Origin of the sequence: Arthrobacter sp. FW305-BF8 (genome assembly GCF_021789315.1) — a bacterium.
GTDB lineage: Bacteria > Actinomycetota > Actinomycetes > Actinomycetales > Micrococcaceae > Arthrobacter.
Window position 1 is genome coordinate 3,679,557 of record NZ_CP084561.1, and the last position, 20,311, is coordinate 3,699,867.

18 protein-coding genes are annotated in these 20,311 nt (G+C 66.4%); 8 read left to right on the plus strand and 10 right to left on the minus strand.

The genetic code is table 11. The annotated features are described in order from the left end of the window. Position 1 precedes the first annotated feature (1 nt). Positions 2 to 781, minus strand: a complete 780-nt coding sequence (locus tag LFT45_RS16620; protein ID WP_236804684.1) for a demethylmenaquinone methyltransferase — start codon at positions 779 to 781, stop codon at positions 2 to 4. 118 nt (positions 782 to 899) lie between these two features. Between LFT45_RS16620 and LFT45_RS16625 the strand changes: the two genes are divergently transcribed. From LFT45_RS16625 to LFT45_RS16640, 4 genes are all read left to right on the plus strand, one after another. Next, positions 900 to 2,222 (plus strand): isochorismate synthase, encoded by a 1,323-nt coding sequence (locus tag LFT45_RS16625; RefSeq protein WP_236804686.1) that lies wholly within the window; start codon positions 900 to 902, stop codon positions 2,220 to 2,222. Between the two features lie 208 nt (positions 2,223 to 2,430). Next, on the plus strand, positions 2,431 to 3,237 hold the full coding sequence (locus LFT45_RS16630) for an ABC transporter substrate-binding protein (protein ID WP_236804688.1): 807 nt from the start codon (positions 2,431 to 2,433) through the stop codon (positions 3,235 to 3,237). A gap of 97 nt (positions 3,238 to 3,334) precedes the next feature. Continuing rightward, positions 3,335 to 4,126 (plus strand): amino acid ABC transporter permease, encoded by a 792-nt coding sequence (locus LFT45_RS16635; protein ID WP_236804690.1) that lies wholly within the window; start codon positions 3,335 to 3,337, stop codon positions 4,124 to 4,126. 11 nt (positions 4,127 to 4,137) lie between these two features. Further along, positions 4,138 to 4,941, plus strand: a complete 804-nt coding sequence (locus LFT45_RS16640) for an amino acid ABC transporter ATP-binding protein (protein ID WP_236804692.1) — start codon at positions 4,138 to 4,140, stop codon at positions 4,939 to 4,941. 150 nt (positions 4,942 to 5,091) lie between these two features. Here LFT45_RS16640 and LFT45_RS23370 read toward each other — a convergent pair whose 3' ends face one another. The 8 genes from LFT45_RS23370 to LFT45_RS16680 all read right to left on the minus strand — a co-directional run bounded on the left by LFT45_RS23370 (position 5,092) and on the right by LFT45_RS16680 (position 15,975). After that, positions 5,092 to 5,694, minus strand: a complete 603-nt coding sequence (locus LFT45_RS23370; RefSeq protein WP_336885582.1) for a hypothetical protein — start codon at positions 5,692 to 5,694, stop codon at positions 5,092 to 5,094. A 547-nt stretch (positions 5,695 to 6,241) separates the two neighbouring features. Further along, positions 6,242 to 7,921, minus strand: coding sequence for a 2-succinyl-5-enolpyruvyl-6-hydroxy-3-cyclohexene-1-carboxylic-acid synthase (menD, locus tag LFT45_RS16650; protein WP_236809394.1), 1,680 nt, complete (start codon positions 7,919 to 7,921; stop codon positions 6,242 to 6,244). Positions 7,922 to 8,282: 361 nt separating this feature from the next. Beyond that, on the minus strand, positions 8,283 to 9,137 hold the full coding sequence (locus LFT45_RS16655; protein WP_236804533.1) for an IS3 family transposase: 855 nt from the start codon (positions 9,135 to 9,137) through the stop codon (positions 8,283 to 8,285). Then, positions 9,134 to 9,457, minus strand: a complete 324-nt coding sequence (locus LFT45_RS16660; RefSeq protein ID WP_236804532.1) for a helix-turn-helix domain-containing protein — start codon at positions 9,455 to 9,457, stop codon at positions 9,134 to 9,136. The genes LFT45_RS16655 and LFT45_RS16660 overlap by 4 nt, the downstream gene beginning before the upstream one ends. 261 nt (positions 9,458 to 9,718) lie before the next feature. After that, complete coding sequence (locus LFT45_RS16665; RefSeq protein WP_236804695.1) at positions 9,719 to 11,803, minus strand: PhoX family protein; 2,085 nt, start codon at positions 11,801 to 11,803, stop codon at positions 9,719 to 9,721. 152 nt (positions 11,804 to 11,955) lie between these two features. Beyond that, entirely contained in the window at positions 11,956 to 12,978 is a 1,023-nt protein-coding gene (locus LFT45_RS16670; protein ID WP_236804697.1) for an o-succinylbenzoate synthase, read from the minus strand. 38 nt (positions 12,979 to 13,016) lie between these two features. Continuing rightward, positions 13,017 to 14,408: a sensor histidine kinase gene (locus tag LFT45_RS16675; protein ID WP_236804699.1), complete on the minus strand. Its 1,392-nt coding sequence runs from the start codon at positions 14,406 to 14,408 to the stop codon at positions 13,017 to 13,019. Then, entirely contained in the window at positions 14,401 to 15,975 is a 1,575-nt protein-coding gene (locus LFT45_RS16680; RefSeq protein WP_236804700.1) for a BTAD domain-containing putative transcriptional regulator, read from the minus strand. Before LFT45_RS16680 ends, LFT45_RS16675 begins: the two co-directional genes overlap by 8 nt. Positions 15,976 to 16,461: 486 nt before the next feature. Here LFT45_RS16680 and LFT45_RS16685 point away from each other — a divergent pair, with 486 nt between their 5' ends. The 4 genes from LFT45_RS16685 (at position 16,462) to LFT45_RS16700 (ending at position 19,805) form a co-directional block, all read left to right on the plus strand. Next, the gene (locus LFT45_RS16685) at positions 16,462 to 18,135 is read left to right on the plus strand and encodes a sensor histidine kinase (protein WP_236804703.1); all 1,674 of its coding nucleotides are present in this window, start codon (positions 16,462 to 16,464) and stop codon (positions 18,133 to 18,135) included. Next, the gene (locus tag LFT45_RS16690; RefSeq protein WP_236804705.1) at positions 18,132 to 18,842 is read left to right on the plus strand and encodes a response regulator transcription factor; all 711 of its coding nucleotides are present in this window, start codon (positions 18,132 to 18,134) and stop codon (positions 18,840 to 18,842) included. The genes LFT45_RS16685 and LFT45_RS16690 overlap by 4 nt, the downstream gene beginning before the upstream one ends. A 101-nt stretch (positions 18,843 to 18,943) precedes the next feature. Next, positions 18,944 to 19,432: a hypothetical protein gene (locus LFT45_RS16695; protein ID WP_236804707.1), complete on the plus strand. Its 489-nt coding sequence runs from the start codon at positions 18,944 to 18,946 to the stop codon at positions 19,430 to 19,432. Positions 19,433 to 19,487: 55 nt separating this feature from the next. After that, on the plus strand, positions 19,488 to 19,805 hold the full coding sequence (locus LFT45_RS16700) for a hypothetical protein (RefSeq protein ID WP_236804708.1): 318 nt from the start codon (positions 19,488 to 19,490) through the stop codon (positions 19,803 to 19,805). A gap of 92 nt (positions 19,806 to 19,897) precedes the next feature. On the opposite strand, the gene LFT45_RS16705 is transcribed toward LFT45_RS16700, so the two are convergent. Next, positions 19,898 to 20,293: a hypothetical protein gene (locus LFT45_RS16705; protein ID WP_236804710.1), complete on the minus strand. Its 396-nt coding sequence runs from the start codon at positions 20,291 to 20,293 to the stop codon at positions 19,898 to 19,900. Positions 20,294 to 20,311 lie beyond the last annotated feature (18 nt).

The window sequence follows — 20,311 nt, forward strand, 5'->3', positions numbered from 1 at the left end:
GTCAGCGGGCGGTCCGCGGGAGGTTGCGGCGCAGTTTGGCCACCGGGCCGGTGTGGGCTGCGATGGCTTCCGCCGAGCCGTTGCCCGTGCGGGGCTTGTGGGCACGGTGGACGGCCACGATGCCGCCGCTCAGGTTGCGGTAGGTGACATCTTCCCAGCCGGCGTCCTGCAGCCATGCGGCGAGGTTGTCCTGGTCCGGCCAGGCCCGGATGGACTCGGCGAGGTAGACGTACGCATCCGGGTTGGAGGACACCTTGGTGGCAATGGCCGGCAGGGCGCGCATGAGGTACTCGGTGTACATGGTGCGCCACAGCGGAACGACGGGCTGGGAGAACTCGGCGATGACCAGCTTGCCGCCCGGCTTGGTCACCCGGAGCATCTCGGCCAGGGCCTTCTTGGGTTCGTTGACGTTGCGCAGGCCGAAGGAGATGGTGCTGGCATCGAAGGTGTTGTCGGCGAAGGGCAGGTTGGTGGCGTCACCGGCGATGAAGTCGATGTCGGGGCGGCGGCGCTTTCCGACCTTGAGCATGCCGAGGGAGAAATCGCAGGCCACCACGTCTATGCCTGCATCGGCATATGGCTCGCTGGAGGTTCCTGTTCCGGCGGCCAGGTCCAGCACCCGCTGGCCGGCCCGTACGTCCATGGCTTCGACCACAACCTTGCGCCACCGGCGCGTCTGCCCCATCGAGAGGACATCGTTGACGACGTCGTATTTGGGTGCGACGTCGTCAAACATCGTGGCTACTTCGTCCGGACGCTTATCCAAGGATGCTCGGTTCACCATGTCATTGTCTCAAAAGTTCCGCGGGCTCCGTGACACGGCCGCCGCCGGGCGTGGTGGCCCGGCTGGATTACTGCGAATCACCGTAAATTGCTGCGCGGAGTAGTGTTGACCCATCATGACCAGCACGCTCCGCACCCTGACAGTCCCTTTGGATGGAGATTCGGCTCCCGAGGGGCTGCCGTCGTATCTGGTCCGCGATGACGTTCTGTGCTGGACCCGGCGCGAGGCCGGCCTGGTGGGCTTCGGCGAGGCGGCGCGCTTTACCGCCACGGGCCCCGAGCGGTTCCTCGAAGCGGACATCTGGTGGCGCCACCTGGTCATCGAGGCAGACATCACCGACCATGTGGAATGCCCCGGCACCGGCCCGGTGGCTTTCGGGTCCTTTGCATTCTCCAAGGCTTCCGCCCAGGAATCCCGCCTGATCGTGCCGGAGATCGTGGTGGGCGTCCGGGACGGCCGCGCCTGGCTCACACAGATAACGGCCGACGACGGCGAGCTCACCGAGGCGGGCGCGTTCGCCGCCCTGAAGGGGTGGCTGGAGTCGGACCCGGCTGGCGCCGTCGAACTTACTGACCCGGCCGCGCGTCCGGATCAGGCCACGCTGAAAACCGGATCCCTCAGCGAACAGGACTGGATGGACGCCGTCACCGCCGGCGTCGCGGAGATCCGCACCGGGAAACTGGAGAAGCTGGTCCTGGCCCGGGACGTCGTGGCGACGGTTCCCGAGGGCGTGAACGCCGCCGAGGTGTTGCGGCAGCTCGCCGGCCGTTACCGGGAATGCTGGACCTACGGCGTGGACGGCCTCGTGGGGGCGACGCCGGAAATGCTCATCCAGGTGGAGGGCCGCACGGCCCAAGCCCGGGTGCTCGCCGGGACGCTGGACCGCCGGGACGCCGTCGGCGAGGCCGGGCTGCCGCTGGAGTATGCCGAGCGGGTCCTGGCCGGCTCGGAGAAGCAGCGGCACGAGCACGAGATCGCCATCCAGTCGCTGACCACCCAGCTCGCACCCTTCTCCGAGGCCATGAATGCGCACGACGAGCCGTTCATCCTGGAGCTGCCCAACGTGTGGCATCTCGCATCCGACGTCAAGGCCGAGCTCGCCGAGGTTGAGGGCCACGTCCCCACCTGCCTGGCGCTGATCAATGCGCTCCACCCCACCGCCGCCGTGTGCGGCACGCCAACGCAGGTTGCGGGGGCACTGATCCGGAAACTCGAGCACTTAGACCGGGGACCATATGCCGGACCGGTGGGCTGGCTTGACGCCGCGGGCAACGGCGAGTGGGGCATCGCGCTGCGCGGCGCCGTGATCGAGACCCCCACTACCGTCCGGCTATATGCCGGGTGCGGCATCGTCGAGGGATCGCAGCCGGAGGCGGAGCTCGCGGAGACGTGGGCCAAGTTCCGGCCGATGCTGGAGTCGCTGGGGATCAGCAGCTGATTCGAGCCGGGCGGCCATCTGCGCACCCTTTGGCCGGGGCCCCAACGCGTCCGGTATCCCGGACAGGCCTAAGATTAAAGCCCTTGAAAAACGCTGTGGTTTAGTTATCAAATAGTGAAACTTAGTTTTCTGTGATGCACATCTCCTCTTCGGCGATACACTATGAACCGATTTAGTTCCGCATACCCCTGCAACAAAAGGTAATCAAATGCAGCTCAAGTCCCGTGCCACGGCCAAATTCAGCGCCAAGGCAGCCGCAATCCTCGCCGTCGGGGCCATCAGTCTCACCGCTTGCGGCGGCGGAAGCTCCACCCCGGCTGCCACCAGCAGCAGCGGCGTGCAGCTCATCAATGCCGGAAAGCTCACCATCTGCTCCGACGTCCCCTACGAGCCCTTCGAATTCCAGAAGGATGGCAAGATCGTGGGCTTCGACATGGACATCGCCGCCGAACTGGCGAAGGACATGAAGGCCGAAGTCAACGTGGTGGACAGCTCCTTCGAGGCCATCGAGACCGGCACCGCACTCACCGGCTGCGACGTCTCCATCTCCTCCGTTTCCATCACGGATACCCGCAAGGCCCTCATGGACTTCTCCGACCCCTACCTGAACGACGACCTGACCCTCGTGGCATCCGAGGCCTCCGGCATCACGAACATCGACGGCGCCAAGGGCAAGAAGGTTGGCGTCCAGCAGGCCACCACGGGGGCCAAGTACGCCAAGGACAAGGGCCTCGACGCGCAGCAGTTTGAGGACACCGGCCTCCTGGTCCAGGCGCTCAAGGCGGGCACCATCGATGCCGCCCTGGGCAACCAGTCGGTCCTCGGGTACGCCATCAAGGATGACTCCAAGTTCAAGCGTGTCGAGAACTACGCCACCGGGGAAAAGCTCGGCATCGCGGTCAAGAAGGGCAACACCGCCATGCTCGACCAGGTCAACACGACGCTGAAGCGCCTGACCGACGACGGAAGCCTCAAGAAGTTCGAGACCAGCTGGTTCGGCGAAGCCACCAAGTAACCGGCGCGCCTGACACCTACGCGGCAGGGGCCTCGTCCGGGATCTGTTCAACAGTCCGTGCGAGGCCTCCACTGCGCAAAACGAATGTGAGTACACCATGGCAATGACCGCACGACAGCGGGCCAGAGTAAGTCTGTACGTCCAGGCAGGGATTTTTGTTGTGGCCGTGGCCGCACTGATCCTGGCCACCGACTGGAAGACCCTCACCACCAACGTCTTCAACTTCGGCAAGATCGGCCCGATGTTCCCGGACATCTTCTTCTCGGGCCTGAAAAACACCCTGATCTACACGTTCCTGGGGTTCGTCGTGGGCCTGTCCGGGGGCCTGCTGCTGGCCCTCATGAAGCTCTCCAGCTTCCCTTTGTACCGCTGGATCGCCACCGGTTACATTGAATTCTTCCGCGGCATCCCGGCGCTGCTGGTCTTCATCGCCTTCGGCTACGGCGTTCCGCTGGCGTTCGGTGTCCAGTGGAACGTGGCCGTCGTGGTGATGGTTTCGCTGGGCATGGTGGCGGCCGCCTACATCGCCGAGACACTTCGTGCCGGGCTGCAGGCCGTGCCCAAGGGCCAGACGGAAGCCGCGCGGTCGCTGGGCATGCCGCAGTGGCGCGCCATGGTCACGATCGTCATCCCGCAGGCCTTCAGGATTGTCCTGCCGCCGCTGACCAACGAGGTCATCCTGCTGACCAAGGACTCCTCGCTGATCTACGTGCTGGGCCTGACGGCGGCACAGTACGAACTCACCAAGTTCGGCCGCGACGGCATTTCCAGCCTCGGTGCAGGGCTCACCCCGCTCCTCGTGGCGGGTGCGTTCTACCTCGTGGTCACCATCCCGCTGAGCCTCCTGGCCCGGAAGTTCGAAAGCCGCTCCGCGCGGACCAAGCGTTAGGCAGGGAAGTCATGAACGACGTCGAAATTCACTCCCGCACCCAAAGCGGGCGCGTCCACGCCGCCGGTGTGGCCATCAAGGGCCTGCGCAAGTCGTACGGCTCCAACGAGGTCCTCAAAGGCATCAGCCTGGACGTCGCACCGGGCGAAGTGGTGTGCCTCATCGGCCCGTCAGGTTCCGGCAAGTCCACCCTGCTGCGGTGCGTCAATCTGTTGGAGCAGCCGAATGAAGGCAGCGTCCACGTGGGCGGCTTCGATGCCACGGATGCCGACGTAGACATCGACAAGATGCGCCGCAAGGTGGGCATGGTGTTCCAGCAGTTCAACCTGTTTCCGCACCTGAACGCGCTGCGCAACTGCACGATCGCCCAGACCAAGGTGCTGAAGCGCCCGCAGGCAGAAGCCGACAAGATCGCCCGGGCCAATCTTGAGCGCGTGGGGCTCGGCCACCTCGCCGACCGGTTCCCGGACCAGCTCTCCGGCGGTCAGCAGCAGCGTGTGGCGATCGCCCGCGCGCTGAGCATGGACCCGGAGCTGATGCTTTTTGACGAGCCCACCTCCGCCCTCGACCCTGAGACGGTCGGCGACGTGCTCTCGGTCATGCGGAACCTGGCCAAGGAAGGCATGACCATGCTGGTCGTCACGCACGAGATGGGCTTCGCCCGCGAAGTCGCGGATCGCGTGGTGTTCATGGACGGCGGCGTAGTGGTCGAGGAGGGCGTGGCCGAGCAGGTCATCGGCTCCCCCACCCAGGGCCGCACCAAGGAATTCCTCCGCCGCGTGCTGGACCCGACCCACATCGAGATCGCCGAGTAGGCCACTCTTCGCTCCTGCGACGCGGGGAACCGCCCTGCGACCCGCAAATGCCCCGGCGCTACTGGAATTCCGGTAGCGCCGGGGCATTCCCGCATCGCGGGCAAATTTGCGCGTCGCCAGGAAATTTGCGCGTCGCCAGGAGGAGCGACGTCACTGTGCGGACCGGGCACGACGGCGGGGCAGGCCTGCCGCCGCCAGCTTCCGTTCCAGCCGTCCCGGCGTCATCAGGTCGGGCCACACCCATCGGACGACACTGCGGCCAGTCGCCCGGATCCTGTCCTCCCGGTATTTCTCGTCCACCGCTGCCTGGGAAGGCGTGCGGCCCTTCAGGTGCTCCGGCTTCATGTACTTTTCCACGCCGTCGAATTCCCCGGCGACACGGGCACCGTCCCAGTAGTAGTCCGAGTAGCCGATTAGCCCGGCCCCGTCCCGGATCTCGTGCTGGAGGGCAGGCGCCTCGAAGCCTGCCACATACATGAGTGCCCGGCTGTACGACTCCCCCGCTGAGGCCGACAGCGGATCGGCGAAATCGATGGCGAGGGCAATCCGCCGTGCTGCTGCGGCTGTGTAGTTTCCCTCGATCTCCGCCAGGAGCTGTTCCTTGGACAGTGCCGGCAACTGCTTGGAACTGTCAGGACGGAGCACGTGGTCAAGCGGAACGATGGCTTTGGCGATGGGCGTGAACGCCGCAAGGTCCAGGACAGTGCGCGCGCGGCTCGTCACCAAAAGGCCGTCGCGCCGGATTACTTTCACGCCGGCCGGATCCGCATAGTGCCTGTGGACGCCCGCCCGGGAACGGCCGCCGTCGTTCTGAAACGTCAGTGCATGCACCGGTGGTGGTGGCCGACAGTCGGAACGCCCCACACACTGGCCGCCGAATGCCAGGCGAACACTGTCGGCGCAACGAAGGTCTCGGCCGCTGCCTGCACCTGCAACCGGTACTGTTCCCATGGCTGGAGGGAGCCCCACTCGTCCCCGTCCGCGTACACTCCGTGCCGCAACCCGGACGAGCGCACCGGAACTACAGCGGCGGGCCAGCATTTTTGGCGTCAATCCCTGCTGAATGTGCTCGCGGGCGAGGACGAGCCTTGGCAGTTCCGTCATGGCTCGTACTCTGGCAGTTCCTGGTGCCGCCCCGACAGATGTGCGTGCCGCCATGTGGATACTCCCGCCGCCCATGACGCCGCCGCAGCCCGACGATGCCGAGATCACCCCGCGACGCGCACATTCCCCTGCGCGCAGGGAATTCCGCCCGCGTGGGGTATTTTGCGCGTCGCCAGACGAGAAGCGCGTCGCCGGCCTAGCCGGCAAGCACCCCGGCCACGGCCGAACCCACCGCAGCCTTGATCCTGCCGTGCAGGGCACGGAGTTCATGCCGGTCCGTGCGCACCTCGATGATGGTGCGTCCCGTGAACGGTGCCGCCAGCGCCTCGGCGAGTCCCGCCGTCGTACTCACCGAACAATGCCCCACGCCGTACGCCGCGGCGAGTGCCGCGATGTCCACCGAGTGCGGGGTGCCGAAGAGACGTTCGACGGCGTCCCCGTAGCCGCCGGACTCGGCGACGGCGCCGTGTTCCAGGAGGCTGAAGATGGCGCCGCCCGAGTCGTTGAGGACCACGATGCGCAGCTGCGGCTGTTCCTCGCCGGCGCCGAGGAAGAGGCCGCCGGCGTCGTGCAGGAAGGTGACGTCGCCGAGCAGCAGGGTGGTTGCCTGGTGGCCGCCGAGGGCGATGCCGGTGGCCGTGGAAATGGTGCCGTCAATGCCGGCGAGGCCCCGGCTGGCAAAGACCGTGGCCGACGGCTCGGGTGCGGGCTGGCCGGCGAGGTCGACGTCGCGGATGCCGTTGGATGAGCCGAGGACCAGCTGTCCGCGGGCGTGCTGCCAGACCAAGGAGCCGACGGCAGGACCGGTTGCGGCCTCTTCGGCGGAAAGTATGCCGTCCACGGCATGCTGGGCCGCGGCGCCCGCGAGCAGCCAGGCGTCGAGCCAGGCGGACGAACCCCGGCCTGCGAACTCCGCAAGTTGGGCCAGGCTGGATATCGGCGTTTCCTGGCGCCGGCCCGGCTCGTACCAAGCGACCGGCACCGGCTCGTAGAGGGCTGCCGGGACGTCCGTCCGGGCCAGCAGCGCCGACACCGGCCGGGAAAGCGTGGGGCGCCCGAACACCACGGCACGCTCGATGGGCAGCGCCGAGTCCGGGCCGAAGTGCTCCAGCAGCAGGCGGTACGGTCCCACGGCGTTAGACCCGAAACGGGAGTTGGACGACGGCTCGGCCAGCAGCGGCAGGCCATGGGCACGGGCAAAGGCCTCCGCGACCGGACCGGCGTCGTGCCCGGCAAAGACCACGGTGCGCCGCTCCGGGAGGTCGGCCGGGGCCGGATCGAGCGTCATGGTGAGCGGTTCAGTGCCGATCCGGAAGGTCCCGTGACCGCGCTGTTCGGGCAGCCGCTCCCCCGTCTCAGGCACCAGAGGATCACGGAAGGCGAGGTTGAGCTGCACCGGCCCCGGCGGTGTGTCCTCGAAGGCACCCGTCGCGGCGGCAAGCGATGTTTCCACCGCACGCTGCGGGCTCTCGCCGGCGGGAACGTCGACGGCGAAGCGGACGTGCTCGCCGAAGAGGTCCAGCTGGACGGTGGTCTGGTTCGCGCCCGTGCCGCGCAGCTCTTCCGGCCGGTCGGCCGAGACCACCACCAGCGGGACGGCGGCGTGGTTGGCCTCCATCACGGCAGGGAGGAGATTCCCGACGGCGGTTCCCGACGTCGTCAGCACAGCCACCGGCGCGCCGGTGGCCAGGGCCAGGCCGAGTGCTGTGAAGCCGGCCGAACGCTCATCGATGCGGACCAGCAGTTCAACCTTCCCCGCTGCCGACGCCTCCGCAAGTGCATAGGCCATGGGGGCGGACCGTGAGCCCGGGGCCACGACGACGTAGCGGATGCCTCCTGCGACCAGCGTAGCGACGGCAATCCGTGCGGAAGCCATGGACGTCAGGGCGGGCTCGGGGTGGGCCGTGGCAGCTGCGGGTTGGGCAGTGCCGGCGGGGTCTGCGGGGGCGCCGATGGTGTTGGCGGACGGCTCAGTGGGTTCGTGCGAAGTCACCGAACCAGTCTGCCACCAACCGACGCTCCATCAGATCCTGCCGCCCAACGCCAAACGCGTCCTCACATCCCGCCGCCCAACGCCAAACGCTCCATCAGATCCCGCCGTCTAACCACAAACGCGTCCTCACTTTCCCAAGGAAAGTGAGGACGCGTTGGCCTAAAAGCGGCAGGATCTGACGGAGCGTCGGGAAAAAACCGACCGGATGAACTGGTCCCCGATAGTTGGACCCGGTTAGTAAGGCCTAGGCTGCAAGGGCCTGGCTTCGGTATTGTATCGGGCTCAGGCCGTTGAGCTTCGTTGAGATTCTGTCGGTGTTGTACCAGCGGATGTACTCGTGCAGTGCTGTTGCCAGGGCGCCGGGGCTGAGGAACCGGACGTGGTGGAAGAGTTCTTCCTTGAGGTGGCCGAAGAAGTTCTCCATCACGGCGTTGTCGTAGCAGTTGCCCTTGCGGGACATTGATTGGACCGCGCCGGCTTCCTTGAGGAGAGTGCGCCAGGAGATGTGCTGGTACTGGACGCCCTGGTCCGAGTGCACCAGCGGTTTCTGCCCGTCCTCGAGCGTGGCCAAGGCGTCGCGCAGCGACGCGTTGGTCAGCTCCAGGTTCGGGGACGAGCCGATGGCGTAGGAGATGATCTGCCGGTCGAAGAGGTCCATGATCGGGGAGAAGTAAAGCTTTCGGCCTCCGACGCTGAACTCTGTCACGTCGGTAACCCACTTCTGGTTCGGGGCGGTGGCGTCGAACTCCCGGTTCAGCAGGTTCGGGGCGATCCTGCCCTGCTCGCCCTGGTAGGAGTTGTAGCGCTTCCTCCGCCGGACCTTGCAGACCAGCCCCAGGACACGCATCAGCTTCAGAACGGTCTTCTTCGCGACCGTCCACCCTTTCTTGAGCAGCTCTGTGTGAATGCGCCGGTGCCCGTACCGGGCCTGGCTGTCGTTGAAAATCTCGGTGATCGTGGTCTTGAGCGACGCCCGCGGATCGGGGGCCTGGAGGCGGGCCTGGTGATAGAAGAACGTGGACCGGGCAAGCCCGGCGACGTCCAGCAGGACGCCCAGCGGATAATCAGCCTTGAGGGAGATGACGGCCTGGACCTTCACCGTCGTCCCTGTTCCCTCAAGGCCCGCAGTTTTCCCAGATAGGCCACCTCCGCCCGCAACCGCTCGTTCTCCCGGCGTAACCGTTCCATCTCCGGTGTATCCGGCGGCGGCGGGGCGTCGGACTTACGGGGCCTGCCTTTGGGCTTCGGCCGCAATGCATCAGCACCCTCCTCCCGGTAGCCCCGTACCCACTTTTGCAGCACGCGAGGTGAGGACAGGCCGGCTTCCACTGCCAGGTCCGGGGCGGTCTCGCCCGCTAGGAACCGTTCCACCAAGGCGAGTTTGAACTCGAATGAGTACGACGTTGGCGGCTGCGGCATCAAAACTCCTCGACCATGAATCCTCCACCGCAGGTAGAGACCCCGAACCGGCGGCAAGGGCACACCCAGCACTCCGGCCGTCGCTCTAGCTGCGATGCCCTTCTCGAACCACGCTACAGCGGCCTTGCGCTGGACCTCAGACAACGAACTAGACGCACGCATAAAACTGCTCCCCACAAGTCGGAACTGAATATCTCAGTCCAACTTCCGGGGAGCAGTACAGGATGTGAGGAAGCGTCTGGTACGGAAGGGAGGCGGAGCCTAGGAGCGGAACACCTGGATCACGGCCGGGCGGGGAGCCCGGACCTGGCCAGGGCGGGGAGTCGCGCCGGCGCGCACGTAGTCCGGGAAGTACGAGTTCGGTGCCTCGAAGGTACCCTCCTCGCCCGGGTGCTGCACGGACACGAAGACGCTGCGTTCGGTGTCGTGGACGATCGGTCCGCAGGTTTCGGCGTCGCGGGGCACTGCGAGGAACTGCTCCACGCGGCCGCGCTCGGGGCCATCCAGGGTGACCTTGAACAGACCGTCAGCCTTACCGATGCCGGAGGGAGCGCCGTCGGTGGAGATCCAGAGGTTGCCTACGGAGTCGAAGGCCAGGTTGTCCGGGCAGGAAATCGGCGAGACCTGGTCAGCCGGGAAACCGGAGAAGTAGGTGACGTCGCCGGTGGAGGGATCGCCGCAGACCATCAGCAGGTTCCACGTGAACTTCCTGGAGGTCTGGTCGCCGGTCTCCGTGATTTCGACGATGTGGCCGTCGCGGTTCTCGTTGCGCGGGTTGACCTCGGTGGCACCTTCCTTCCCCGGCTTGCCGCGGTCCGAGTTGTTGGTGCAGGCCACGTAGACCTTGCCGGTGTGCAGGCTGGGCTGGACGTCCTCGCAGCGGTCCATCTTGGTGGGGCCCACCTTGTCCGCCGCCAGCCGCGTGTATACGAGGACTTCCTCGACGGACATGCCAGCCACCATGGACTTGCCGCCGACCACTAGGGGCAGCCATTCGCCGGTGCCGTCGAAGGATCCGTCCGCCGGAACGGAGCCCTTGCCGTCGATCTCGGCGGCCGGGGCGCTGCCCGCGAACTTCGCAACGTACAGGTCGCCCTCGGAGAGGAGTGTCATGTTGTGCTTGCGGTCGCCCTCGCGGTACTTGGCCTTGGAGACGAACTTGTAGAGGTAGTCGAAGCGCTCGTCGTCGCCGGAGTAGGCAACCACGTGGCCGGACTTGGCCACGATCACGTTGGCGCCCTCGTGCTTGAAGCGGCCCAGCGAGGAGTGCTTCTTCGGAGTGGACGTGGGGTCGAACGGGTCCACCTCCACGATCCAGCCGAAGCGGTTGGTTTCGTTTTCGTAGCCGGCGTTGTTGGCGTTGAAACGCGGGTCGTCCAGCTCCCACTGCCGCGCCGTGGCCTTGTTGGTGAGGCCGTAGCGCTTGTCCGAGGCGGAAGTGCCCGGAGCGACGAAGTAACCGTTGAAGTTTTCCTCGCCCGAAAGGATCGTGCCCCACGGGGTGGTTCCGCCGGAGCAGTTGCCCAGCGTGCCGTTGATCCAGCGGCCCGCGGGGTCGGCCACGGTCTTGACCAGGTCCGAGCCGGCGACGGGCCCGGTCAGCTCGTAGCGGGTGCTGTTCAGGTACCGGCGGTTCAGCGGGGCGCCTTGGACGTAGCTCCACGGCTTGTTCTTGTTCTTGCGCTCCAGCTCGACGACGGTCAGGCCGTGGGCCGCCGCACCGACCGCACGCATCTGCTCGGCGGGCATGCTGGCCGGGAACATGATGTTCTCGTTCGTGTATTCGTGGTTCGCGAACAGCAGCGCACGGCGGCCCTTGCTTCCAGGGATCTCGAGGATGTCCGAGTAGTCGTTGTTGTAGCCGAACTGGCGCTCCTGTGCTGCTGCGGTCTGGTTGCCCAGCTCGAACGCCGGGGCATCCTTGAAGATCGGGTCACCCCAGCGGATCACCGGCTGCCAGGCGAATCCTGCCGGCACCGTCACCGCATCAACCTCGGACGCAATGGAAGGGATGGCGGTGAACTGCAGCTTGGACGCGCCCGGGCCAAAACCGTTCTTCGCGGCGGCGGAAAGTCCCGTCCCGCCGTCGGCGACGGCCTTCTCAGGGGACGTCGCGGCACCGCCAAGTACGACGGCGAGGGCACCGGCGGCGCCAAAGCCCAGGGCGGCGCGGCGGGACAGCGTGGTGGAAGCAATGTCGCGGAAGTAGCTGTTGGAGCTCGTGTTGCAGACGTCGCCCGCGCAGGCGTTGTCGCACTTGAGCGCGCAGGTGACAGGGCTGCGTTTGCCTTTGGTGTGACCGAGCATGGGCAGCAGTGCGAACTTGCGTCCGGAGATTTCAGACATGGGAGAGAGACCTTCCGAGGGTTTAGATGCGGCACCGCCACCTTGCCAGCGAAAGCCAACCGGAAGCCGACACTCAGATGAAGATCCGGTGAACTCGACGCGCAGGTGAGGACGCGTCGCGGGAAAACCCGCAGGAGGTGAGGACGCGTCGGTCAAAAACCTGCAGGAAGTGAGGGAGCGTCTGTTGCCGGGAGTGCAGCGTACGCGCGGCGGAGCCGGGCGAGCCACCAGTCCCGGCGCTCGGACGGGGCTGCGTACTGCTCAAGCAGCCCCTCGTCGGCGACGGCATCGCGCAGGGTGATGGCGCCGTCGTCGGCCACCAAGGGCGCAGTGGAAACGTCCGCCGCGAGCAGCGACACCGTTCCCAGCCCGCACGCAAACGGCAGTTCCGGCAGTGCGGCAGCGAGCGCGAGCCCGGCCCGGATCCCCACTGACGTATCCAGGGCGGAACTCACGACGGCGGGCATCCGCGCCTGCGCCACCAGCTCCAGTGCACGCCGGACTCCCCCGAGCGGCGCCACCTTCACGACGAGGAGATCGGCCGCACCTGCACGGGCCACCCTGAGGGGATCGTCTTCCTTGCGGACACTTTCGTCGGCCGCGATCAGGACAGACACGCCCGCCGCGCGGAGCCGCCGCCGCACCTCCGCCAGGCCCTCGATCTCCGGCACGGGCTGCTCAGCGTATTCGAGACCGACGTCGGACAGCCGGGTCAGCGCCTCCACGGCCGCCGGAACGTCCCAGCCGCCGTTGGCGTCCACACGGACGGCAGCGTCCGGAAGAGCGGCGCGGACAGCGGCGACGCGGGCCGCGTCGTCGTCGAGCGTCTGGCCGCGTTCTGCCACCTTGACCTTGACGGCGTCCACGCGGCCGAACCGGGCCAGTATTTCCGGTACGGCGTCTGCGGAGACGGCGGGCACGGTGGCGTTGACGGGGATGCTGGTCCGCAGGGGCTCCGGGAACCCGTGCCAGCTGGCCTCGATGGCGGAGGCAAGCCAGCGGGAGGCCTCGGCGTCGCCGTACTCGGGGAACGCACCGAACTCGCCCCATCCCATTGGACCGCGGAGGAGCAGCGTTTCGCGTTCCAGGATCCCGCGGAACTTCACGCGCATGGGCAGAGCCACCACGCGGGCGCTGTGCAGCAGTTCCTCGAGGGGCGGGTACGGGAGAGGCATGGATTCACTGTACCGGCGCGCCCGCCACCTTCAGGGAGTCATGCCGAGGGGATCGGTTCCTGTTCGTGCTCGACGGCGGCCGGAAGCTTGGTGCCCCCCACTCCGAAGCGCGCGATCACCGTGGTCCCCCGACCGGGAGCGGACATCAACTGGAGCGTCCCGCCGGCCTCGCCGATGGTGTCCTTCATGATGCGTAGGCCGAAGTGTCCTTCCGGCGACCCCTGGCTCTGGTCGAAGCCGCAACCGTCGTCCTGGATGCGGATCTCCGAACGGTGGCTGTCCTGATGGAGGTGGAGTTCAGCCCTGGTCGCCCTGGAATGTTTCGCGGTGTTGGCCAGGGCCTCACGGGCTACCCGGTAGAACAGTGCCGCGCGGTCCCGGTCCAGCTCGCACTTCTCCGGCAGGTCCAGCTCCACGCTGATCCCCCGTTCCTCGAGCGGATCGCCGAGCCGGGCAAGCGCCCCGGGGAGGCCGAGGCGGTTCAGGTCCGGCGGGTACAGCTCGCTGGTCATGGCCCGCAGGCTGCGGACGTTGTCCTGCAGGATCCGCCGGGCGTCGGAGAACAGCCCACGCTGCCCCACCGGGCTGTGCAGTTCCTCGGACTCCATCACGTAGGACAGGCCCGAAAGCTCCTGGATCACCTCGTCGTGCAGGTCCCGGGCAATGCGCTGGCGCTCGAGCTCGGAGGCTTCGATGGCCCGGCGCAGCAGGCGGCTCCGGCCGGCTTCGTAGGCCTGGATCCTGCGTGCGAGCCGGACTGCCGGGAACAGCTGCGCCAGCTGCAGGACGGCAAGTGAGAGCAGGAACGGCGGGGCCATGCCGAACAGAACGGCAGCCTGCTCCTGGCGGACACCGTCGTCGTCGTAATAAGTCTCAAACACCAGCTTCTGCCCGTCGGGGGCCGTGACGGGCACGTAGACCTCCACGAGCTCGCCGTTTTCGACGTCGGGCGTGTTGACCTCGTCCTTCTGCATTTCGAGGTTGGCGGGGACGTCCCCGCCGTCCAGAATTTCCTGTGCCTCGTGCGGCAGGTCGAAGGTCTTGCCGATCAGTTTTGGATCGTCCGAGTAGACGATGCGCCCGTCCTTGTCCCACAGCCTGATCTCAAAGACGGACCGCCTCTCCATCCAGGGGCGGAGGCGCTCGTCGAGCCGCTCAACGGCGGTGGGGTCGCCGGACAGGACTTCCTTGTCCAGCAGCGGCCCCACCACGTTGTTGGCCAGGTGGTCGGTGGCCTCCTTGGAGTTCTCCAGCGCGTGGCGTTCCGCCTCGGACCAGATCCAGAAGGCCACCGGGGTGGTGACCACCACCAGGGCAACCAGCCCCATCAGCAGGAACCGCCGGACGGCCTTGAAAACTTCGGAATTGTGGTAGGCCGGCGATTCGAACGGGCGGAACAAGGCAGGTTTACGGAGCGATGGCCTAGCCATTTGACGGCTGCTCGAGCATGCCGCGCCGTGACGCTTCCATGACCGATTCGAGCTGCGAGTGGGTTCCGAGCTTGGCGAAGATTGCCTTCACGTAGCCGCGGCAGGTGTTGAGGGAGATGTCCAGCTTGCTGGCTACTTCCTTTGACCCGTGGCCACCGGCCATCAGTCGGAGCACGTCCAGTTCCCGGGGCGTCAGGACGGGTCCGCCGGGCTCCACTTCACGGACCGCGGGGGCCGGAGCGGGGGTGGACATGCCCAGCTGGGCCACCAGCGAGGGGTGCACCACCATGTTGCCCGCCCGCGCATAGCGGAGGGTGTCCAGGAGGGTGGAGAGCGATCCGCCCTTCGGCAGGAAGGCGCAGATGCCCATGGAAGCGGCGGTCCGCAGCGCTTCCGGCGTCGGGTCGCCGGTGAGCATGACGATCCGGGTGTTCGGGGCGTCAGCCAGGATGCGGGCAGCGGCGGTAAGGCCGTCGCCGTCGGGCAGGTGGAAGTCCATGATCACGACGTCGGGCTTGAGGGCGATGCTCTGCTCCACCCCGCTCTTGGCCGTGGTGGCCGAGGCGACGCTCCGCAGGTCGGGCTCGCGGTCGAGGGCCGCCGTCAGCAGTTCGGTGAACGTGCTGTGGTCGTCGATGGTCAGGATGCTGATTTCCCGGGTGACCTGGGAAGTTGCCGGGGCCTGGGCACCCGAATCTGTGAGGTCCATGTCATCCTCGCTGGCGGCTGTTGCCTGGAGCAGCCGGGCGTGCGCTTCCCGGAGCGGGCGTCCGGGGAGGCAGCCGATCTCCTGGTCCATGACCCGGCGGCAGCGCCCGTAGGCCCGCAGTGCTTCCATGTACTGCCCGGATTCTTCCAGACCCAGGATCAAGGCGGTCCAGGCACGCTCGTTGATGGGGTCGTCCACGAGCAGTTCGCTGGCGAGGGCCACGGCGCGCTCCGGGTGTCCGACGGCGACGGCTGCTTCCGCTGCCCGTGCCTTGATGCTCGCAACGCGTGCTGAGTGGAGCGACCGCTCTTCCTCTGCCCAGCCGGCCAGCAGCTCATCGCTGAGCAGTGGCACGGAGGCGATGCCGAGGGCCTTCTCGAGCAGCCGGAAGGATTCCTCCGGTGAGGCGTGCCCCGCCTGCTTCAGAAGCTCATCGAACCGATCGAGGTCAAGGTCAACCATGGTGCGGTCGATCATGTAGCCGCCGGTGACCGTGCGGAGGGCTCCCCCCTTGCCGCTTCCGGGCTGAAGGTGCCGGCGCAGGACGCTGACGTAGCTTTCCAAAGTGGACAGTGCCTCGGACGGCGGCTGGCCATTCCACAAGACTTCAATCAGGTGGTTCTTGGAGACCGGGGTCCCCAGCTTGAGCAACAGGATTTCAAGGACCTGGCGCGGCTTGGGCCCGCCAAGCTCGTGGGATCCGATCTCCTCGCCGCCGCGGCGGACACGGAGCGGTCCCAGGATGTTGATGGACAACTTCGTCGTTGTTCCACCGGCGTCTTCCATTGAGTTCGGAAGGTACTCGTCGTCGTTGGCTCTCCGGGACCAACGAGTATCTTCTGCAACAGTTTGTACCATTTTGTGCACCTACTATCCCCATGAACTGCATTCCCCATGAATGGCTTGGATTCATACTTGTCACTCGGGCAAGTATGGGCACGAGTAGCGAGTACTCGAATTTCGGCTCGGCCACTACTTGGTAGCTTTCCCATCAGGCGGGCCACCACCGGGTTGGGGCGGCCTACGGCTCCCCTGGAACCTCTTAGCGGGAATGCAGCGCCGGTGCAGACAACAAGTTTTTCCCAAGAATTCGGGGCTAGATTCGTAATACCGCAGTAACAGCGGTGCTATTGCGATCCTCGTCCCCGGAGGACCGCCGAATCAGCGTGAAATGGGTGATCCAATGAGACAGACCATGGCCGGCCCGGGTACAACCAAGTATTCCGAGTACTCGGCGATGAGCGTCTTTGCCGGCGACCCCCGATTTCAAAAAAAATTTGCTTGGCCGGCTCTGGCTTGCAACGTGTTACGTGCATCACACGTCAGATTCGGCCCGGTGGTCCCATGAACACGGCCGGCGCACTGCGCGCGGAAGTGCATTCCGTCCGCTTCCGGCTGCTGGCCACGCTGCTCGTCTTCATGGCCGTGGGCCTGTTTGTCGCCGGCGCCGCCACCCATGCGGCCCAGCTGAACAGCCTCAATGACCGGGTCAATGCCGAGCTCCAGTTGCCGCGCAAGAACCTGGACGCGCTGGCCAAGCGCGGCCAGCCCAATTCCGGCGCACCTTATGCCTCCCTGGACAGCCTGTTTACAACTTATCTGCGTAGCGGGGCTCCCGGGGGCTACGAGTCGGTGATGACCGTGGTCCGCGGCCGCAGCGTCATACTGCCCTTCGGCGAGCAGCCCACCGAGCTCAACACGGCCGCTATTACCGACAACATGTGGGACTGGAGTGTGCCCCGTCAGACCGTGATGCGGGACATCGACCTCGACGGCCGGCAGGTTCGCCTGGCCATCACGTCGGTGTCCCTGCCGGGCGGGCGCCCAGATCAGGGCCTCCTCATTGCCTCGAGCGAGATCGGCTCCCGGCGCGCGGAGGTTTTCGGTTCGATGTGGACCTTCGCCTTGGCCTCCACCGCAACGCTCACAATGACCGGCCTGGTTGGGTACCTGGTCACCGGGCGGCTGTTGCGCCCCGTTCGGCGGCTCCGCGAGGCCACCGAGGCCACCACATTTGAGGACCTGTCCAAGCGGGTGGAAGTGCCGGACAGCACCGACGACATCGCTCAGCTGGCCATGAACTTCAACCGAATGCTCGAACGGCTGGAGTCCGGATCGGAGAACCAGCGTCGCTTCGTCCACGACGCCAGCCACGAACTGCGCACCCCCATGACAATCATCCGCGGCTACCTGGAGCTGCTCCGCAGCGGGGACCCCGACGATGTGGACCAGACCCGCGAGCTGCTCCTGGATGAGCTTGACCGGATGCAGGTGCTGGTGGATGACCTGCTGCTGCTTGCCCGCAGCGGACGGCCCGACTTCGTGACGCCCGGCTGGGTGGAGGCGGATGACCTTCTGGAGGACGTCCTGAACCGCGTCCGGGTCCTCGGCGAGCGCCAGTGGCGGCTGGAGGCCAGGCCCGGCGGCCTGATCCGCGCTGACCGCCGCCGGCTCACCCAGGCGCTGGAGCAGCTCGCTTCCAACGCAGTCAACCACACCTCCGAGTCGGACCGGATATCCGTTGGCGGCGCCTGGGTAGAGGACGACGGCGGCGCTCCCCAGGGCGGGCGGGCAGGAGTTCTGCGGGATCTGGCAGCGCGGCAATCCGCATCCAGGGAGCTGGAAATCTGGGTCTCGGACACCGGCACCGGCATTCCGGCGGACGAGCATGAGCGCATATTCGAGCGCTTCGGCAAGGGCCGCAACTCGGCGGCCATGGAGGGCTCGGGCCTGGGCCTTTCCATCGTCAAAGCCATCGCCGAGGCACACGGCGGCACGGTGCTTCTGGAGTCGGAGGAGGGCAAAGGCAGCCGCTTCACCCTCCGGATACCATCCGGCGGCACAGATGAGGGCGATGAAACCGATGGCTCCATTGCTGCGGACACCGGCGGCGACACCGAGGGCTTCGACGCCAAGGAGGATGTGCGGACCAAGAAACGGCGCCGCGGCGAGCAACCGAACCTGGCCGGACCGGCGTCGGGCATTGAATGGGCCATCCGGACGGGAGGTACGCCTTGACGCGGATCCTGATCGCCGACGACGAACCCCGCATTGCCGCCTTCCTCGCCAAAGGGCTCACAGCGGCCGGCTACACCACCACCCAGGTCTCCGACGGGGTGAAGGCGCTGGATTACGCGACGTCCGGGGAGTTTGACCTCCTCATACTGGACATCACCATGCCGAGGATGGACGGCCTTACCGTCCTCAAGAACCTCAGGAACATGCACTCGACGATTCCGGTGATCGTGCTGACGGCGGCGGACAGCCTCGAGAGCACTGTGGCGGCGCTCGACGGCGGTGCGGATGACCACATGACCAAGCCCTTCCGGTTCGAGGAACTGCTCTCCCGCATCAAGCTCCGGCTCCGCGGCGCGCAGGCGGTTGCTTACGCCCCGACGTTCGTCTGCGGCGACCTGTCCCTCGACGTGAACCTCCGCACGGCAGAGATCCGCGGCCGCGTGATCGACCTGTCCGCGAGGGAGTTCGTCATGGCCCGGACATTCATGGAGAACGCCGGCAAGGTGCTCAGCCGCGAGCAGCTTCTGAGCAGGGTATGGGGCTACCACTTCGAGGGGTCGTCCAACGTGGTGGACGTCTACGTACGGTACCTGCGGCACAAGCTGGGCGCGGACCGCATCCAAACTGTCCGGGGCGTGGGTTACCGTCTCGTGTGCCTTGGCGCTGATGGCGTGAACGGCCATGGCGGTCCGGCTCAAAACCCTTAACCTCGCTAAGCCCACCCGGCGATGAGAAGACTCTCATCTGCCTCTCATCCCTGCCTCACCTTCACGCTTCAAAGTGAAAGCACAAGGAGGTGTGCCGGCCAATGAAGAAGTGGTCGTTGCTGAGCATTCCGCTGATTGGTTTCGCCGGAATAACTGTCTGGGCGCAGGCTGTTGCCGGGGCTCCAACCGGCCAGGAGCCGGGCGTGACTGTTAGCGAAGAGGCACCCCGCCACTCGGTCGAAAAGCTCGAGGGATCCACAGGAAATCGGCGGTTGTCGCCAGCCACCGCCCCCACTGCCTCGCCCAAGACCACCTCACCGGCGCTTAAATCGGCTCCGCTGAACGATGCTTCTTCCTCTCTGCTCTCGACGAAAGCAGCCGAACCGTCCCCGACGGCACCGGCATCCGATGACCCTTCCTCCGATTCCAGCGACGAGTCCGGCGACGAGTCCGGCGTCGAGTTCGTGGAACCGGCCCAGGTCACTTCCCCGGCACCGGCACCCACCGACGATTCAACGTCCTCGAGCCAGCTCGAAGACCAAGGCGGTCTCTCCAGCAACGACGGCAGGAGTGGCAGCAGCAATGGCTAGGCGTACCCGGAGGCAATCCGCGGAAGCAGTTTCTCCCCGCAAGAAGGAGCCAGTGATGCACACGGAATTCCGCGACCTGTATGAACCCATCCCGCCGGAACGGTGGGGGGCGACGGTCGACGCTGCCTCTGGCGAACCGACGACCGTGCTGGTTGATGACTCTGAACTCCATCAGCAGGTCCTGGATATTATCCACAACGTGCTCGCCACGGCTGATCCGCGATCGGAGGTCCGGCGCCGGCTCCTGCGGCATCTGGCAGAGAACCCCGGGCATCCCGAACAGGCGCTGCTGGACCATCTGCGGGACCGGAACCGGCGCGGCGGACGCCCCGCACGCGGCGGCCGGGCTGCAACAGTGGATCCGCACGCCTAGCAGGAGAACAGCGCAGCACCGCCGCCCCACAGACCGGGTACCCGCCGCGGCACGGGTACCCGACGCATGTTCGGCCCCGGGTTGGTTCATCCTCAGAAGAGCAGCAGCACGAAACCCCCGACGGTGCTCAGGATGCCCACTCCGGTGAGGATCCAGCCGAGGACCAGGATGACGTTGTCGTGCTTAGGCGGTTTCAGGCCCCAGCGTGAAGGGTGGCAGAGGTCGTAATGGAGCTCCACCTGGGTGCCGGCCACGAGGCCCCGGGCGACGTCGGAGTCCACCAGGGTCTGGCGCGGGACGTTCTCCTGGTCGGTCCAGCGGAAGCCGGTGAATCCGCCGGCCGTGTAAACCTCACCCGTGGTCTTGGTCCAGGCGCAACGGCGCCGTTCGATAATGAGTCCCCACACGAGCAACGGCACGCCTGGGAGGAAGCCCACCCACGTCATTATTTCCAGGATGGGGCCAAGTACATCCGCGAGACCGCCCATGCACCAACTTTAGCCGTC

What these genes read in the sequence shown, in the direction of transcription:
- LFT45_RS16625 (WP_236804686.1), top strand. Translation starts at nt 900, where the DNA reads ATGACCAGCACGCTCCGCACCCTGACAGTCCCTTTGGATGGAGATTCG.
- LFT45_RS16630 (WP_236804688.1), top strand. Translation starts at nt 2,431, where the DNA reads ATGCAGCTCAAGTCCCGTGCCACGGCCAAATTCAGCGCCAAGGCAGCC.
- LFT45_RS16635 (WP_236804690.1), top strand. Translation starts at nt 3,335, where the DNA reads ATGGCAATGACCGCACGACAGCGGGCCAGAGTAAGTCTGTACGTCCAG.
- LFT45_RS16640 (WP_236804692.1), top strand. Translation starts at nt 4,138, where the DNA reads ATGAACGACGTCGAAATTCACTCCCGCACCCAAAGCGGGCGCGTCCAC.
- menD (WP_236809394.1), bottom strand. Translation starts at nt 7,921, where the DNA reads ATGGCTTCCGCACGGATTGCCGTCGCTACGCTGGTCGCAGGAGGCATC.
- LFT45_RS16660 (WP_236804532.1), bottom strand. Translation starts at nt 9,457, where the DNA reads ATGCCGCAGCCGCCAACGTCGTACTCATTCGAGTTCAAACTCGCCTTG.
- LFT45_RS16665 (WP_236804695.1), bottom strand. Translation starts at nt 11,803, where the DNA reads ATGTCTGAAATCTCCGGACGCAAGTTCGCACTGCTGCCCATGCTCGGT.
- LFT45_RS16670 (WP_236804697.1), bottom strand. Translation starts at nt 12,978, where the DNA reads ATGCCTCTCCCGTACCCGCCCCTCGAGGAACTGCTGCACAGCGCCCGC.
- LFT45_RS16675 (WP_236804699.1), bottom strand. Translation starts at nt 14,408, where the DNA reads ATGGCTAGGCCATCGCTCCGTAAACCTGCCTTGTTCCGCCCGTTCGAA.
- LFT45_RS16680 (WP_236804700.1), bottom strand. Translation starts at nt 15,975, where the DNA reads ATGGTACAAACTGTTGCAGAAGATACTCGTTGGTCCCGGAGAGCCAAC.
- LFT45_RS16685 (WP_236804703.1), top strand. Translation starts at nt 16,462, where the DNA reads ATGAACACGGCCGGCGCACTGCGCGCGGAAGTGCATTCCGTCCGCTTC.
- LFT45_RS16695 (WP_236804707.1), top strand. Translation starts at nt 18,944, where the DNA reads ATGAAGAAGTGGTCGTTGCTGAGCATTCCGCTGATTGGTTTCGCCGGA.
- LFT45_RS16700 (WP_236804708.1), top strand. Translation starts at nt 19,488, where the DNA reads ATGCACACGGAATTCCGCGACCTGTATGAACCCATCCCGCCGGAACGG.
- LFT45_RS16705 (WP_236804710.1), bottom strand. Translation starts at nt 20,293, where the DNA reads ATGGGCGGTCTCGCGGATGTACTTGGCCCCATCCTGGAAATAATGACG.